This is a genomic window from Pseudomonas sp. HN8-3, assembly GCF_020790195.1.
Lineage (GTDB): Bacteria > Pseudomonadota > Gammaproteobacteria > Pseudomonadales > Pseudomonadaceae > Aquipseudomonas > Aquipseudomonas synxantha_A.
This window is the reverse complement of sequence record NZ_CP086206.1, coordinates 3,092,479-3,107,519: the sequence shown is the minus strand read 5'-3', so window position 1 is coordinate 3,107,519 and position 15,041 is coordinate 3,092,479. Positions and strand designations below refer to the sequence as shown.

Below are 15,041 nucleotides of genomic sequence, written 5' to 3'. Positions count from 1 at the left end.
CATGGGCATTGTAGGTATAGACCTGTCGTTGATCTGGGGCGTGATCATTGCCTTCGGGGTGATGATGTACGTGATCATGGATGGCTTCGATTTGGGCCTGGGCATCCTGTTTCCGCTGATCCCGGACGAGCAGGAGCGCGACGTGATGATGAACACCGTGGCGCCGGTATGGGACGGTAACGAGACGTGGTTGGTACTCGGCGGCGCGGCGTTGTATGGGGCGTTTCCGCTGGCGTACTCGGTGATCCTGGAGGCGTTGTACCTACCGCTGATTTTCATGCTGGCCGGGCTGATCTTTCGTGGCGTGGCGTTTGAATTCCGCTTCAAGGCCAGCCCGCAGAAGCGGCATATCTGGGACATGGCGTTTATCGGCGGCTCGTTCCTGGCGACCTTTTGCCAGGGCGTGGTGATCGGCACCTACATCGCCGGCATTGCGGTGGTCAATCGCCAGTTTGCCGGGGGCAGCCTCGACTGGCTCTCGCCGTTCCCGCTGTTCTGCGGGGTTGGGTTGGTGGTGGCCTACGCGTTGCTGGGCAGCACCTGGTTGCTGGTCAAGACCGAAGGCATGCTCGAATCGCGCATGCGCCTGTTCAGCCGCTACTTGGCCTTCGCGCTGATGGCGGTGGTGGCGGTGCTGTGCGTGTGGACGCCGTGGCTGCACCCGGAAATCGCCCTGCGCTGGTTTGCCCAGGCGCACATTGTGGTGTTTGGCGGCCTGATGCTGCTGGGCGTACTGGCACTGGTGGGGCTGTTGAAAACGTTGCGCCAACACCACTCGCACTGGCCGTTCGTATTCACCCTGATGCTGGTGTTCCTGGGGTATATCGGGCTGGCCTTCAGCATCTGGCCGAACATTGTGCCGCCATCCATCAGCTTGTGGGACGCTGCATCGCCGCCTTCGAGCCAGTTGTTCATCCTGATCGGCACGCTGTTCATCCTGCCGATCATCCTGATGTACACCTGCTGGAGCTACTACGTATTCCGCGGCAAAGTGAGGATTGGCGATGGCTACCACTAAGGGTGAAAAGCCGCGGCCTGCTGGCCGTTGGTACCAGCGGGTGTTCTGGCTGATCGCTATCTGGTTCGCCAGCGTGCTCGCCCTCGGCATCCTTGCGAGTGGCTTGCGCTGGATGATGCACATGGCTGGCATGACCAGCCATTGAGGCGAGCCTGATCCAATGTGGAAGGGGCGGCACATCGTTCCATTTTTGAGATGCAGCGGCCCGGTTCAGCCACTACCTAACCTTGAAGCTGATGATTAAGGTGGCTCCATTGTTTTTTCGCAGGTGTCCTACAGGCGCAAGTCGTGGATACCGGTCGGAGCGTGTCTATACAGGAAGTGCAGACACTGCCGGGCACTGTTCCGGCACACCATTCCAGGGAGGTCTATCCAAGCAAGAGGAAATGCAAATGACTGCATCAGGTAACGCTGCAAACTTCAATGGTCAAAAGCCGACGATTGATCCCGCCGACACGGCCATGTTGCTGATCGACCACCAGAGTGGTCTGTTCCAGATCGTCAAGGACATTGATGTTCCTCAACTGCGCGCTAACGCTATCGCGTTGGCCAAGGCCGCGACCCTGTTGAAAATCCCGGTCATCACTACCGCTTCGGTTCCACAAGGCCCCAATGGCCCGCTGATCCCGGAAATCCACGAGGCCGCGCCGCATGCCCAATACGTCGCCCGCCGTGGCGAAATCAACGCCTGGGACAACCCTGAGTTCCACGCCGCCGTCAAAGCCACCGGCAAGAAAACCCTGGTGATCGCCGGCACCCTGACCAGCGTATGCCTGGCGTTTCCGTCCATCGCGGCGGTGCATGAAGGCTACAAGGTGTTTGCGGTGGTCGACGCTTCGGGCAACCACTCCAAGCTGGCCACTGACCTGACCATCGCGCGCCTGGCCCAAGCCGGCGCGGTGCCGATCGACATCATGGGCACGCTCTCGGAGTTGCAAGGTTCGTGGAACCGTCCGGATGCCCAGGAGTGGGCGAACGTCTACACCCAGGCGATGCCGCACTACCAACTGCTGATCGAGAGCTACATCAAGGCTCAGGAAGTGGCAAACAATCACGAAGAACTAGACTCACAGCGCAAGTAAACACGCTGGGTTCTTTACCGGGCGCCCACTCGGGGCGTCACCTTCTTTATCAGGAGTATCACGATGTCTACACCTTACGTTCGCTTGGACAAAGATAACGCCGCTGTGTTGTTGGTCGACCATCAGGCTGGCCTGCTGTCATTGGTCCGCGACATCGACCCGGACAAGTTCAAGAACAACGTGCTGGCCCTGGCTGACCTGGCCAAGTACTTCAAGCTGCCGACCATCCTGACCACCAGTTTCGAAACCGGCCCCAATGGCCCGCTGGTACCGGAACTCAAGGCGCTGTTCCCGGACGCTCCGTACATTGCCCGTCCTGGGCAGATCAATGCCTGGGACAACGAAGACTTCGTCAAGGCCATCAAGGCCACCGGCAAGAAGCAACTGATCATTGCCGGCGTGGTGACCGAAGTGTGCGTGGCGTTCCCGGCGCTGTCGGCGCTGGCGGAAGGCTTCGAGGTGTTTGTGGTTACCGATGCCTCCGGCACCTTCAATGAGCTGACCCAGCAATCGGCCTGGGCCCGCATGTCGGCCAACGGCGCGCAACTGATGACCTGGTTCGGCCTGGCCTGTGAGTTGCACCGCGACTGGCGCAACGATATCGAAGGCTTGGGGACGTTGTTCTCCAACCACATCCCTGACTACCGCAACCTGTTCACCAGCTACAACGCGTTGACTGAAGGCAAGTAAGCCTGGAATGCAGGCTGCCGATGTATTGGCAGCTTGCACTTGCTCCTGGGATAGGGCCGCTTGCGCGCGGGCACTACGGCGACCGTGACGGTGATTGAACAACCACAGGAGCAACGCTGATGCCTATTTTCAAGCGGATCGTGCGTGTCTCCATATCGCTCACGGTGTCACTCTCGGCGGCGGGCGTGCAGGCCGATAACTCCTTGGGCCAACGGGATAACCTCAGCACCGGTATCAATGAACGACAGAAAGCCGAACTGGCGGTGACGCCGGGATTTGTCGGCGGCTCGTCCCTCAATGGGCTGCTGCGCAATTACTACCTGGGCCGCGATAACCACAACACGCCGTCGCGCCTGGATCAGCGTGAATGGGTGCAAGGTGTGTACCTGTCGTTTCGCTCGGGTTACACCGACACGCCGATTGGTGTGGGGGTCGATGTGCATGGGTTCTATGGTCTCAAGCTCGATGGCGGTGGAGGCAGTGGCGGGGCGGGTTTGCTGCCGCTGGATTCGAAAAAGGCCCCGGAGTCAGACTTCTCTGCAGCGGGCGCGGCACTCAAGCTGCGCGGTTTTGGCAGCCTGGTGCAGGCCGGTGACCAGTACCTGGATAACCCACTGGTGGCCAGCGGAGTGAGCCGTGTGGTCCCGCAGACTTTTCGCGGTGTGACACTGAAGAACTACAGCTTGCAAAACCTGACCCTCGATACCGGCTGGGTCGATTCCACACGCTTGCGCAACCAGAGCGGCCAGAGCCACCTGACCACCAGTTACGGCACTGGCAACAAGGCCGGTGTGGCGGCCAAGCGCGAGAGTTCGCACATGAGCTGGCTGGGCGGCGTTTACAGTGCGCCGGGCGGGGTTACGCTGACGCTGTATGGCGGCCAGCTCAGCGATATCTGGAGCCAGTATTACGCTGGGGTCAGCTACCCCTTCACGTTGAACCATGGGGTCACGCTGACGCCGTATGTGCATTACTTCAAGACCCGTGACCAGGGCCAAAGCCACTTGGGGCGCATCGACAACAATACTTACACCGGCGGCCTGACCCTGTCCGGCGCAGGCCAGAGCCTGACCCTCGGTGTGCAGAAGGTCGACGGTGACACGCCGTTCGACTACGTCGTGCAGGACGACCGCACGTTCATGTACCTGAACAATTCCCAGCAATACGCCGACTTCAATGCCCCGGGTGAAAAGTCGTGGAAGATCCAATACCAGACCAGCCTGGCCTTCATCAACGCGCCGGACATTCAGCTCAGCACCTCCTACACCCGGGGTGAAGCGAACCTCACGCGAGTCGACCCCAACAGCACCGGCTACGGCTACATCTATAACGCTGCGGGCAAGGATGCGCACCACTGGGAACGCGACGTCGCCCTGCGTTATGCGGTGCCGGGCGGCAAGGCCAAGGGCTTGAACGTCACATTGCGCTGGGCCGCGCATCGATCCGGCCAAGGCTATACCGCGCCGGGCAATACCCGTGGCAACTCGAATGCCGATGAGTACCGGGTGATCGTGGATTACCCATTCGCCGTTTTTTAATCGGCAGTCAATGAAGGTGCTGTATGCGTCAAACACAATGGATTCGGGTTCTGGGCATCAGCTCGGCATTGGCCTGCGCCACCAGCGAGGCGGACAGTGTCAGCCTGCCGCCCCTGGCCTTGGGCAATGCCAGTTTCATGGACGGGGTCGCCGGCCCCGGCGCGCTGTTCGAGTTGCCAGTGCAGTACTACCGCAGTCACTCGGCCTACGATGCCCACGGCCATTCGCTGCCCGGGCGCCAGCAGGTGCACAGCACCACGGTGCTGCCGCACTTGGCCTACTTCAGTGACAAGACGCTGTTGGGGGCCAATTACGGCGCTGAGGTATTGTTGCCGCTGGTGAACCTGGAACTGGATATCGATCATGGCCCCGAGGGCCGCCGCACCCGCCAGGGCGACATGGTCGTCAGCCCGTTTCTGTTGCAGTGGGCGCCTGTTTCGTTCTTCGGTCGGCCTTACTGGCAGCGCCTGAACTTCGTGTTTTCATTGCCCACCGGCTCTTACGACAAGAATTCAAGCATCATTACCGGCAGCAATGTCTGGGTATTCAACCCTCATTACGTATTTACCTGGGAGTTGACCGATCGCCTGGAGGTGAGCGGCCGTTTCAACTACGCATGGTCCAGTCGTAATCACGACCCGGCCTCGGTCCTGAACGCCAGCAGTATCCAGCCGGGCCAAGCGATCCACAGTAACCTCGCGGTGTCCTACGCCGTTGCCGAACGCTGGCGGGTCGGCGTGGCGGGGTATCAACTCAAGCAGATCAGCGATGACCGTATCGATGGCCATCGGCAACAGGACTCCAGGGAGCAAGTGGTAGGCATAGGACCCGGCGTGATGTATCAGCAAGGCAAGCGAACATTCTTTGCGAACCTGTATTTTGAAAGTGGCGCTGAAAATCGCGCCCAAGGAACGCAACTGACGCTACGTTACCTCCAGGCGTTTTAGCGCTTAATACTTAGAGGCAGTCATGCTATGCACAATCTTTTTCCGGTAACGCTGGCATTTGCGGCGGTAAGCGTATTGCCTGCGTGTTCCACCCAACTGACCGAGCGCGGTTTTAACGTCAACCTGGTCACTGCCTCGTCTTCGAACCAGTGTCGACTGATTGAAATGTTCACCGTGCAGGGGTCTGGGCCGGATGACACCTTGCGACGGGCGCTCAACCGGGCGGCGGTTCTTGGGGCAGACAGCATGGCTGTGGCAGATGGCAAGGAAACGGCCGATGGCGCCGAGATCAGGGGGGCCGCCTTGATTTGTCGCCAGCCATGAGTCCTGCGGGGGCGGGGGTGCTGCGTAGCTCAGCAGGAACAAGCGCCCTCGCCATAGGCATGGGTATCTACACAACTTCAGTTTGCAGCCCCCTACGGTAACCACGATGCGAAGCGAGCTGCTCTTGATCTGCTTTTGATCTTAGGCGCCCCGTTAAACCACGCTGGCCGGAATTCGACAGGGGTTTAGCCGCCCCGCGCCATGGATGGCGCGGGGCGGCGGCCCCCCAAATCCCTGTCGGATTACGGGCACACCGAGCCTGAGGGAGGTGCCGAGTGGTGGGGCAAGAGCGTTTTGCTCACTTTTGCGCTTTTCAAAAGTGAGCCGCTGTAAGAGCGGAACCAATAGTGGCCGTTACTTAAATAACGGATATGTACTCGATCTGACCCAGCACCCGGGTCGGCCCTGAGGCCGCCAGCGGGAGCAAGCTCCCTCGCCACAGGTACAGCGCCGTATCAAAAGATGTGTAGATACCTATGCCGCCATAGGGGATCGCAGCATTTTAGACGCAATTTGTTACTAACCAATCGCCCGAAAATACATCGTTGTAGCGGCAAACAGGGACAAAACCCCGGTTCGCCACTCAATTTTCATAAAAATGTAACAACCCTGCTGCACAGTTCGGGAGCCCGTCACCACAACGAGTTCTTTTAATGAAAAGCTTGATGAAGTCTGCAGCACTGGCCGTTACGGTTTCTCTGTGTGCCTCCTCCATGACCTTCGCCGCCGAAAACGTGCGCCTCACCGGCTCCGGCGCCAGCTTCCCTGCACCGATCTACCTCACCTGGTTCAAGGACTTCAGCAAGAAGACCGCTGGCGTCACTGTGGATTATCAATCCAAGGGCAGCGGCGCAGGTGTGCAGGACTTCCTGAATAAAACCGTCGATTTCGCCGCCAGTGATTCGGCCATGAAAGATGAAGACATCGCCAAGGTGGCCGAAGGCGTGCAATTGCTGCCGATGACCGCGGGTGAAATCGTGCTGGCGTATAACCTGCCGGGCAACCCCAAGGGCCTCAAGCTGCCACGCGATGTGTATTCCAATATCTTCCTGGGCAAGATCACCAAGTGGAACGACCCACAGATAGTCGCCGCCAACCCGGACCTGAAACTGACCGACACACCGATCACCGTGGTAGTGCGTGCAGACTCCAGCGGCACCACGGCGGTGTTCACCAAGCATTTGGCGACCATCAATCCTGAATTCAAAACGGCGCTGGGCGAGGGCAACACGGTCAACTGGCCTGCCAGCGACAAATTCATCAAGTCGCCCAAGAATGATGGCGTGACGGCCACCGTACGCCAGACGCCAGGCGCGATTGGCTACATCGAGTACGGCTTCGCCAAGCTGGCCAAGGTCGACTTCGCCCAGTTGCAGAACAAGGCCGGCCAGTACGTGGTACCGAACGCCGAGAGCGGTGCCGAGGCCCTGGCAGCAGTGAAAATGCCGGAAAGCCTGGTGGCCTGGCTGCCGGATCCGGACGGTGCCAAGTCCTACCCGATCACGTCCTACACCTGGATGATCTTCCGCAAGGACAACGGTAATCCGGCCAAGGCCAAGGCCATGCGCGAAATGGTCGAGTACAGCTTGACCGAGGGGCAGAAAATCGCCGACTCGATGGGCTACATCCCACTGCCGCAATCGGTGGTCGATCAGGTGCGTAAAGCTTCCGCCAACATCCAGTAACACCCGTGAGGTCGCTCTTGGCCTGGGCTGTCAGCCAGGCCGGGAGCGTTTCCCCCCTTGTTCCGGAATTCGCCCATGATCAAACCTTTCGTCGTTCCGGTTAACCCGGATTCTGCCTGCCAACCCCCCTCTGCGAAAGACTTCCTGGTCGATCGCACCTTCCGTGGGCTTGCGCGAATCGGGGTGGTACTGATTCTGGCGTTGGTCGCAGCCTTGGTATTCGAGGTGGGACGCAAGGCTCTTCCCGGCATGGAGAAGCACGGTTTCGACGTGCTTTTTGGCAGTGTCTGGGATGTCAACCAAGGCAAGTACGGGATCCTGCCAGCGATTTGGGGCACGCTCTATAGCGCCCTGATTGCGCTGCTGATTGCAGGGGTTTTCGGCGTCAGCATGGCGATTTTCCTGACTCAGGATTTCCTGCCGGCGAAGCTGGCGGCGGTGTTTCGCACCATCGTTGAATTGCTCGCGGCCATCCCCAGCGTGGTGTATGGCCTGTGGGGCATCTACGTGGTGATCCCGGCGATCCGGCCACTGACCACCTGGTTGAACAGTGAACTGGGCTGGATCCCGTTTTTCGGCACCTCCTTGAGCGGGCCAGGGTTGCTGCCTGCGGCGCTGGTATTGGCGATCATGATTCTGCCGACGATTGCCGCCGTGTCCCAGGACGCCCTGACCAGCGTGCCGATGAAAACCAAGCAGGCTGCCTACGGTATGGGGACTACCCATTGGGAGGCGATTCTCAAGGTGATGGTGCCTTCTGCCGCCACTGGTATTTTCGGTTCGCTGGTGCTCGGCCTCGGCCGCGCGCTGGGTGAAACCATGGCGCTGGCAATGCTGGTGGGCAACGCCAACAACATCTCACTGTCGCTGTTTGCGCCGGCCAATACCTTGGCGGCCTTGTTGGCGCTGAACTTTCCCGAAGCCGGGCCGAATGAGATCGAGGTGTTGATGTACGCCGCGCTCGTGCTGATGTTTATCACGCTGCTGGTGAACGTCATCGGTTCCATGATCATGCTCTACGCCCAGCGCGGTACTAAACAATGACTGACCTCACGTCCCCAATCACCGCGGTGCCCAGCCTGCAGCGCAAGTTCGAAGGCCGCGCCCTGCGCAGCCTGGTGTTGACAACGCTGGTCTGGCTGGGCGCGCTGCTGGCCAGTGTGCCGCTGATTTCCGTGCTCTACATGCTGATCACCCGTGGTGGCGCACGCCTGAGCCTGGAAGTGTTCACCGAACTGCCGCCCACCGGCTTCGAAACCGGCGGCGGTTTCGGCAACGCCATGGCAGGCACCTTTGTGATGGTCGGCATTGCTGCCGCCATCGCGGTGCCGGTCGGCATCATGGCGGCGATCTTCCTGGCCGAACTGGGGCCGGACAGCAAATTGGCGAACACTGCGCGCTTTGCCGCCAAGATGCTCACGGGCCTGCCGTCGATCCTGGCCGGGGTGTTCGCCTACGCCCTGGTGGTCATGACCACCGGTACTTACTCGGCGCCAGCGGGCGGTGTAGCCCTGGCGGTACTGATGCTGCCGATCGTGGTGCTCACCGCCGAAGAGTCGATGCGCATGGTGCCCAAGATCATGAAGGACGCCGCCTACGGCATGGGCTGTACGCGCTCGCAGGTGATCTGGAAGATCATTTTGCCTACCGGCCTGCCGGCGATCCTCACCGGCGTGATGCTCGCCGTGGCCCGTGCTGCCGGTGAAACCGCGCCGCTGCTGTTTACCGCGCTGTTCAGCAACTACTGGATCTACCACGACGGCGACCTCGCGGTCATGAACCCCACGGCCTCGCTGGCGGTGCTGATCTACAACTTCTCCGGCATGCCGTTCGACAACCAGCTTGAGCTCGCCTGGGCGGCCTCGTTGGTGTTGGTGATGATTGTGCTGGTTGTCAATATTGTCAGCCGTATCTTCGGCAAGCCCAAGTATTAAGAACGGGAGCATCTGAATTTTGAACGTCTCAACTGCGCAAATAGCCGCTCCGTTTGTCACCCAGTCGCCTGTGGTCATGGACTGCAAGCTGGACAGGATTTTCTACGGCAACTTCATGGCGGTGCGTGACAGCCATGTGCCGATTGAAAAAAACAAGATCACCGGGTTTATCGGCCCGTCGGGCTGCGGCAAAAGTACTGTGCTGCGCAGCCTCAACCGCATGAACGATTTGGTGAAGGGCTTTCGCTTCGAGGGCCACGTGCATTTCCTCGGCCAGGACGTGTATGGCAAGGGCGTCGACCCGGTGGTGGTACGCCGCTATATCGGCATGGTGTTCCAGCAGCCCAACCCGTTTTCCATGAGCATCTTCGACAACGTCGCGTTCGGCCTGCGCCTGAACCGCTACAAAGGCGACCTCGGCGACCGCGTCAAGCACGCCCTGCAAGGCGCGGCGCTGTGGGATGAGGTCAAGGACAAGCTCAAGGTCAGTGGCTTGTCGCTTTCTGGTGGTCAGCAGCAGCGGTTGTGTATCGCCCGCGCCATCGCCACCGAGCCGGAAGTGCTGTTGCTCGATGAGCCGTGTTCGGCCCTCGACCCTATCGCGACCCGCCGGGTGGAGGAGCTGATGGTGGAATTGAAGAAGGACTACACCATCGCACTGGTGACCCACAACATGCAACAGGCCATCCGGGTAGCAGACACCACGGCGTTTTTCTCGGTGGATATTTCCCAAGGCACGCGCACTGGCTACCTGGTGGAAATGGGCCCGACTGCGCAGATTTTCGGCAGCCCGCGTGAGCAGATGACCGAGGATTACATCAGCGGCAAGTTCAGCTGAACCATCCATGTTCGATAACAGCCGCACCTGCGCCAACGTCTTCTCGGGAATGCCAATGCCTGTAACGCATCGTCTAGATTTGCCAGCGATTGAACGCGCCCTGCGTAAGGTGCAGAGCCGCTTTGCCCAGCTCAGCACGCAGTTTACCGAGCCGCGGGACCCGCTGACGGACGAGGTGTTGGAGAATGTGCTTGCAGGTTATGCGCTGGTTGACGACTACGTCGCCCAGGGCGTGGACCTGTTTGATCTGCACCACCTTGACCTGATGCTGGAGATCAACGCCACGGTGCTCTGTGGTCGAGATCCGGCACGCCGCCTGGAATACGCGCAACACCTGGCCGCAACCGAGGAGCACTTCTTCAACAACGTTGAGGGTGGCATCAAGGACTTGTTCAATTGGTACTGCGCCTACCGCAGTGAATCGGTGTGGAAGCGTGCAGCAGGTGTGTATGTACGCATCCTCAGCAAACCGCAATTGTTCATCGAAGGTAATAACCGCAGTGGCTCGCTGATCGTCAGCTACCTGCTGATGCGTGCAGGGTTGCCGCCGTTCGTGCTGACACTCGAAAACGCCGAAGGCTACTTCAACCCCTCCTCGGTGATCCGCAACTCGGCCAAACATGGGGTGAAGGCCCTGTATGAATTGCCCAAGATCAAGAAAAAGTACGCCGCGTTCCTGGAGGAACAAGCGCCTGATCCGGGTGTGTTTTTCTTGAGCGACGCACCGCAACCAATCTATCAGGGAGGCCAATGATGAGCAGGTATCAAACCTTTGCGGGCAAATGCCGAACGTCCGCCAACCTACTCGTTCAAGCCCTGTCCACGCGTCTGCTCACACGGCCACGCGTACGGATCTCGTTTGATATCGACGACACCCTGGCCTGCCAACTTGATCACTCGCCCGTGGAAAGCAGCTGGTTGCCGGCCTGCGTCCATCGCTGGTGGGGCGAGCCGCTGCGTGTCGGCACCCGCTCCCTGACCCGGGAGCTACGGCGCCAGGGGTGCAGCATCTGGGTTTACACCTCGTCAGGCCGGGCGCCTTCGTATATCAGGCGTTGGCTGATGCTGTACGGCATACGCGTCGATGGCGTGGTGAACAGCGTCGTGCATAACCAAGCCCTCAACGCGCGCGGGCTGTTGAACACGCCGTCGAAGCTTCCGTCGGCCTTCGATATCGATTTACACGTGGATGATTCCGAGGGCGTGCGCATAGAAGGTCATGAACATGGCTTTCGTGTGGTCGTGGTTGACCCGCAGGATGGGCAGTGGGCGCAGAGAGTACTTGAAGCTGTCGCGGGCGTGCAGGCGCAATTGGCCAGGCAGCAAGTGCCCCGATATCAAAAGCCGGCGCGACAAGGTGCTGAAGTTTTTTCTTCCTGAGGGCGAGTGTTATCTGCATCGCTATTTGATATTGGATCGTTATTGGGTTGAGTAAGTCATCCATAACGCGCGCGGCGGGTTTAATTAGTCCTGACCCATTAGTCACGTAAAAAACAAACGCCCACTTATTGTTTGTTAAATAGCGCTCCCGGCGCTTTTTTTTGTATGGGTGCTTAATAACAGCTCCTTACAATCCGATAGTCGGTCGATGTACGGCAATGTTTCTACGCTAATGTTGACAAGCTTCCTTAATGGTAAAAGTCGATATTAAGAAAAGAAGCAGCCTGAACAGAATGCACAACAACAACTTCAATGCATATTGTTTAGCCCGACGTATCAGTTATTACCGTCGACTTCGGTGTTGATCGCTGGGCTCAAGGAGTACTGACATGGCTATATTCGATTACAAGGGTCAAGATGCCCGTGTGCTGATTTCAGATGCCTGGAACCTCGCCACTTACACCAGCGGTGTCGCGACCGTAGGCGCGCTCTACAACCTTCCAGGTGCGGTACTGGGGGAGGGCAACACCTTTGCATTGCCCAAAGGCTGGCGTGAAATCGGCGCCAATGAACTGAGCGTTGATAGCAGTCACACCGATATCACCGGAAGCTTCACCGGCGATGGCGTGTTCGGTTCCCAGGCCAGGGTGTTTGGTCAATACGATGACAGTGGTCAATTGCTGAAAATGGGGTTTTCCATTGCCGGCACCAACTCCCTGACTGATCTGCTGGGCTGGCCGGCCATGATCGATAACTCGTATATCAACGGCTATGAGTACCTGCTCAATTCAATCAAGGATTACGCGATAGGCCACAACCTGAGCGGCAAGGATGTGCTGGTAACCGGCTACAGCCAGGGTGGCTCAGTCACTAACAGTATGTATATCGGCAAAGACACGCTGGCAGACGGTTTCTTCAAGGATTCGGACTACTTTGGCATGGAGTCACCCAAGTCCAGCAACAGCGACGGAATCTACAACTTCGGTTTTGAAAACGATGTGGTGCACCGCCTCACCGGTCAGGAAACCAACGTGGGAAGCGCCATCATCGACGCTCTTCAGGGGAGTGACGCCAGTTACACCTCGACGACCGACAATATTGTGCTGTTCGATACGATCTACGCCCTGCCAACCTGGCCCAACGGTCCGTTTTCCATCGCCAACTTGTCAGGATGGGCCGCGCACCTCGAAGGTATTTTCATCAACCCCATCCAGCGCATCGCCCAGTCGACGTTCTACGATTACATCGAGCGCGATAGCACCATCGTGATCAGCAACCTCGACGCGATCAGCCGCAGCTTCACCTGGGTCAGCGACAAACAGACCGCCACCTCCAACCATTACGGTACACCGGCCTTCCTGCTGGGCACCGACAGTGCAGACAAGCTGCAGGATGGTCGCAGCGATGACTTCCTCGACGGGTTCAGTGGTAACGACAGTTTCCGGGTCAGTACCGGTACCGATATCGTTGCTGGCGGTGCAGGCGATGACAAAGTCTTTCTCAAAGGTACGGCGTCCGCCTACGAAGCCGTGAAACTGAGCGACGGTACGTTGTTTTTGAACGATAGCAGCGGCCAATACGGCCTTAAAGAACTGCATGGCGTAGAGCATGTCGAGTTCGAAACGGGCCTTGCCAACACGCTCGGTCAACTGCCTGTTATCGGTGGCATCTTCAGCGGTATCGAGCAGACGCTGACGCCGTCTTATACGGTCACCAACGGCAAGCTGGATTTCGATGGCCTGTTCGGCGCCGACAAGGCTTACGCCAGATCCATTGAAGGTAGCCAACTGGCCGACACCCTGAAAGGCACTGCAGCACGCGACCTGATATTCGGCCAGAACGGCAATGATCGGCTCGACGGTGGCGCCGGCAATGACCTGCTGCACGGCGGTGACGGCAACGACACGTTGCTGGGCGGCATGGGTAACGACTCGCTGTATGGCGCCAGCGGTAATGATGTTTTGATCGGCGGGCAGGGCAATGACCAGCTCAGTGGTGGCGTGGGCAGCGACTTGTTTGTGTTCGATCAGCGCGGGTTCGGCCACGACGTGATCAGCGACTTCAACATCCATCAGAACGGGCATGATCTGCTGGTGTTCGCCAAGTCGTTGTTTGCGAGCGCCGATGCTGTAATCGGGTCCACCACCCAGAACGGCAGTGACAGCGTGATTCTGGCGGGGGACAGCAGTGTCACCCTGGTGGGGTTCAATGCGGCACAGCTGAGCGCAGAGATGATCAGCGTGGTTTGATGCGGCATCGGTACAGTTGGCGGTAAAACCTCACAGGATCGCTGATGCTGTGGGGTTTTTTCTTGCTTATCGTTTTATAGCAATCTATATCCCGCAGTATCGCGTTTTCCTCACTTGCCGGTAGCCATCATGTGCTTGCTTCGCATGACTACGGCTCGATCAGGCCTTGATCGCTCAGCGCTGCGCGGGCAATCCAATCCCGGTGCGATGCCAGTACGAAGGCTTTCTTCAAGGGTTTGTTGCAGCATCAACAACTCCTCACGCTGCACTTTTAGTGTGGCTTCGATTTGCTGTATCTCCTCCAGACGTACATTGATCTGTTCCAGAGTGAGGGATTTGGAGCAGCTCCCGTCATGAAGGAAAAGGCCACGAATGGTGTCGAGGGAAAACCCCAGCCTTTGCGCGTGGATCACGACTTCCAGGCGTTTAATGGTGGACTCGCTGTAATAGCGATAGTTGTTCATGTCGCGCGTGGGGGCGTCCAGCAGGCCTTGCTCCTCGTAGTAGCGTATTGCTGAAGCAGCAAGGCCGGTACGTCGCGCAATCTCGCCTATCTTCATTTTTTGCTTGACCTTCAAGTTGACTTTAATCCGCAGTATAAGCCGCAGCGTAATCCGGAAGGTAATCGGATTGGGCTGGATAAACACCGTTGACCTACGTGGAATGTGAAGAATGAGCAAAATAACCGAGTTGCTGAATTGGCGTTATGCGACGAAAAGTTACGATTCGTCCAAGACAATACCTGCTGAAAAGCTGGAGCGAATCCTGGAGGCGGTACGACTGACGGCGACGTCGAGCGGGCTCCAGCCATTTGAATTGCTGGTGGTGACCAATCCGCAAATTCGCGAAAAGATTAAGGCGGTCAGCTGGAATCAGTCCCAGGTGACCGACTGCTCTCATTTACTGGTGTTCGCCGCCTGGGATGACATCACGCCTGAGCGTGTCAACATGATGTTCGACCTGACCAATACGGTACGAGCTACCGTCAACCAGGGTTGGGAAGATTACCGTCAAATGCTCCTCGGTATAGTCGCCGAGCGTGGGCAGGAGGCCAACTATCAAGCGGCTGCGCGCCAAGCCTATATTGGCCTGGGCTCGGCTTTAATCGCCGCGGCATCCGAGCAAGTCGACGCGACGCCCATGGAAGGTTTCGACCCATCGGCTGTCGATGAGATTCTGGGACTGGGAGCCAGACATCTGCGCAGTGTGGTGCTCCTGCCTTTGGGGTATCGGGCAGCAGAGTCTGACTGGCTGGTAAACCTGAAAAAAGTACGGCGCTCTCGCGAAAATTTCGTAACCGAAATCAACTAGGGAGAAGTGCAGCCGCTCCACATTGCAGCAATAGTGGGGCGCAGC

The 15,041-nt window shown here is 58.5% G+C and carries 16 protein-coding genes; 15 read left to right on the top strand and 1 reads right to left on the bottom strand.

Annotated features, from left to right (window positions below; translation table 11 throughout):
* The first annotated feature begins 1 nt into the window (after position 1).
* The 14 genes from cydB (at position 2) to LJX92_RS13585 (ending at position 13,685) form a co-directional block, all read left to right on the top strand.
* Positions 2-1,018: a cytochrome d ubiquinol oxidase subunit II gene (gene cydB / locus LJX92_RS13650; protein WP_032875558.1), complete on the top strand. Its 1,017-nt coding sequence runs from the start codon at positions 2-4 to the stop codon at positions 1,016-1,018.
* Positions 1,005-1,163, top strand: a complete 159-nt coding sequence (locus tag LJX92_RS13645; protein ID WP_103734436.1) for a DUF2474 domain-containing protein — start codon at positions 1,005-1,007, stop codon at positions 1,161-1,163. The genes cydB and LJX92_RS13645 overlap by 14 nt, the downstream gene beginning before the upstream one ends.
* 247 nt (positions 1,164-1,410) lie before the next feature.
* Positions 1,411-2,100, top strand: a complete 690-nt coding sequence (locus tag LJX92_RS13640) for an isochorismatase family protein (protein ID WP_032875555.1) — start codon at positions 1,411-1,413, stop codon at positions 2,098-2,100.
* A 63-nt stretch (positions 2,101-2,163) separates the two neighbouring features.
* Positions 2,164-2,790 carry an isochorismate family cysteine hydrolase YcaC gene (ycaC, locus tag LJX92_RS13635; RefSeq protein WP_003191542.1) on the top strand — a complete coding sequence of 209 codons (627 nt, stop codon included), beginning with the start codon at positions 2,164-2,166 and terminating at the stop codon, positions 2,788-2,790.
* Between the two features lie 119 nt (positions 2,791-2,909).
* Complete coding sequence (locus LJX92_RS13630) at positions 2,910-4,328, top strand: OprD family outer membrane porin (RefSeq protein WP_228308395.1); 1,419 nt, start codon at positions 2,910-2,912, stop codon at positions 4,326-4,328.
* Between the two features lie 23 nt (positions 4,329-4,351).
* A complete protein-coding gene (locus LJX92_RS13625) occupies positions 4,352-5,275 on the top strand; it encodes a SphA family protein (RefSeq protein ID WP_223018351.1) in 924 nt (307 codons plus the stop codon).
* 27 nt (positions 5,276-5,302) lie between these two features.
* Positions 5,303-5,599: a hypothetical protein gene (locus tag LJX92_RS13620; protein WP_223018350.1), complete on the top strand. Its 297-nt coding sequence runs from the start codon at positions 5,303-5,305 to the stop codon at positions 5,597-5,599.
* 653 nt (positions 5,600-6,252) lie between these two features.
* Positions 6,253-7,284, top strand: coding sequence for a phosphate ABC transporter substrate-binding protein PstS (gene pstS / locus LJX92_RS13615; protein ID WP_005788130.1), 1,032 nt, complete (start codon positions 6,253-6,255; stop codon positions 7,282-7,284).
* A 75-nt stretch (positions 7,285-7,359) separates the two neighbouring features.
* On the top strand, positions 7,360-8,328 hold the full coding sequence (gene pstC, locus LJX92_RS13610) for a phosphate ABC transporter permease subunit PstC (RefSeq protein ID WP_005788132.1): 969 nt from the start codon (positions 7,360-7,362) through the stop codon (positions 8,326-8,328).
* The gene (gene pstA, locus LJX92_RS13605; protein ID WP_005788134.1) at positions 8,325-9,218 is read left to right on the top strand and encodes a phosphate ABC transporter permease PstA; all 894 of its coding nucleotides are present in this window, start codon (positions 8,325-8,327) and stop codon (positions 9,216-9,218) included. Before pstC ends, pstA begins: the two co-directional genes overlap by 4 nt.
* A gap of 76 nt (positions 9,219-9,294) precedes the next feature.
* Entirely contained in the window at positions 9,295-10,056 is a 762-nt protein-coding gene (gene pstB, locus LJX92_RS13600; protein ID WP_019817112.1) for a phosphate ABC transporter ATP-binding protein PstB, read from the top strand.
* Between the two features lie 55 nt (positions 10,057-10,111).
* Positions 10,112-10,810, top strand: coding sequence for a hypothetical protein (locus tag LJX92_RS13595; RefSeq protein WP_032880962.1), 699 nt, complete (start codon positions 10,112-10,114; stop codon positions 10,808-10,810).
* The gene (locus LJX92_RS13590) at positions 10,810-11,436 is read left to right on the top strand and encodes a hypothetical protein (protein WP_032875543.1); all 627 of its coding nucleotides are present in this window, start codon (positions 10,810-10,812) and stop codon (positions 11,434-11,436) included. The genes LJX92_RS13595 and LJX92_RS13590 overlap by 1 nt, the downstream gene beginning before the upstream one ends.
* A 389-nt stretch (positions 11,437-11,825) precedes the next feature.
* On the top strand, positions 11,826-13,685 hold the full coding sequence (locus LJX92_RS13585; protein ID WP_228308394.1) for a calcium-binding protein: 1,860 nt from the start codon (positions 11,826-11,828) through the stop codon (positions 13,683-13,685).
* 110 nt (positions 13,686-13,795) lie between these two features.
* Here the strand turns inward: LJX92_RS13585 and LJX92_RS13580 are convergent, their stop codons facing one another.
* Positions 13,796-14,263, bottom strand: a complete 468-nt coding sequence (locus LJX92_RS13580; protein ID WP_228308393.1) for a MerR family transcriptional regulator — start codon at positions 14,261-14,263, stop codon at positions 13,796-13,798.
* Positions 14,264-14,357: 94 nt separating this feature from the next.
* Here LJX92_RS13580 and LJX92_RS13575 point away from each other — a divergent pair, with 94 nt between their 5' ends.
* On the top strand, positions 14,358-14,996 hold the full coding sequence (locus tag LJX92_RS13575) for an NAD(P)H-dependent oxidoreductase (protein ID WP_078821309.1): 639 nt from the start codon (positions 14,358-14,360) through the stop codon (positions 14,994-14,996).
* Positions 14,997-15,041 lie beyond the last annotated feature (45 nt).

What these genes read in the sequence shown, in the direction of transcription:
- cydB (WP_032875558.1), top strand. Translation starts at nt 2, where the DNA reads ATGGGCATTGTAGGTATAGACCTGTCGTTGATCTGGGGCGTGATCATT.
- LJX92_RS13645 (WP_103734436.1), top strand. Translation starts at nt 1,005, where the DNA reads ATGGCTACCACTAAGGGTGAAAAGCCGCGGCCTGCTGGCCGTTGGTAC.
- LJX92_RS13640 (WP_032875555.1), top strand. Translation starts at nt 1,411, where the DNA reads ATGACTGCATCAGGTAACGCTGCAAACTTCAATGGTCAAAAGCCGACG.
- ycaC (WP_003191542.1), top strand. Translation starts at nt 2,164, where the DNA reads ATGTCTACACCTTACGTTCGCTTGGACAAAGATAACGCCGCTGTGTTG.
- LJX92_RS13630 (WP_228308395.1), top strand. Translation starts at nt 2,910, where the DNA reads ATGCCTATTTTCAAGCGGATCGTGCGTGTCTCCATATCGCTCACGGTG.
- LJX92_RS13625 (WP_223018351.1), top strand. Translation starts at nt 4,352, where the DNA reads ATGCGTCAAACACAATGGATTCGGGTTCTGGGCATCAGCTCGGCATTG.
- LJX92_RS13620 (WP_223018350.1), top strand. Translation starts at nt 5,303, where the DNA reads ATGCACAATCTTTTTCCGGTAACGCTGGCATTTGCGGCGGTAAGCGTA.
- pstS (WP_005788130.1), top strand. Translation starts at nt 6,253, where the DNA reads ATGAAAAGCTTGATGAAGTCTGCAGCACTGGCCGTTACGGTTTCTCTG.
- pstC (WP_005788132.1), top strand. Translation starts at nt 7,360, where the DNA reads ATGATCAAACCTTTCGTCGTTCCGGTTAACCCGGATTCTGCCTGCCAA.
- pstA (WP_005788134.1), top strand. Translation starts at nt 8,325, where the DNA reads ATGACTGACCTCACGTCCCCAATCACCGCGGTGCCCAGCCTGCAGCGC.
- pstB (WP_019817112.1), top strand. Translation starts at nt 9,295, where the DNA reads ATGGACTGCAAGCTGGACAGGATTTTCTACGGCAACTTCATGGCGGTG.
- LJX92_RS13595 (WP_032880962.1), top strand. Translation starts at nt 10,112, where the DNA reads ATGCCTGTAACGCATCGTCTAGATTTGCCAGCGATTGAACGCGCCCTG.
- LJX92_RS13590 (WP_032875543.1), top strand. Translation starts at nt 10,810, where the DNA reads ATGAGCAGGTATCAAACCTTTGCGGGCAAATGCCGAACGTCCGCCAAC.
- LJX92_RS13585 (WP_228308394.1), top strand. Translation starts at nt 11,826, where the DNA reads ATGGCTATATTCGATTACAAGGGTCAAGATGCCCGTGTGCTGATTTCA.
- LJX92_RS13575 (WP_078821309.1), top strand. Translation starts at nt 14,358, where the DNA reads ATGAGCAAAATAACCGAGTTGCTGAATTGGCGTTATGCGACGAAAAGT.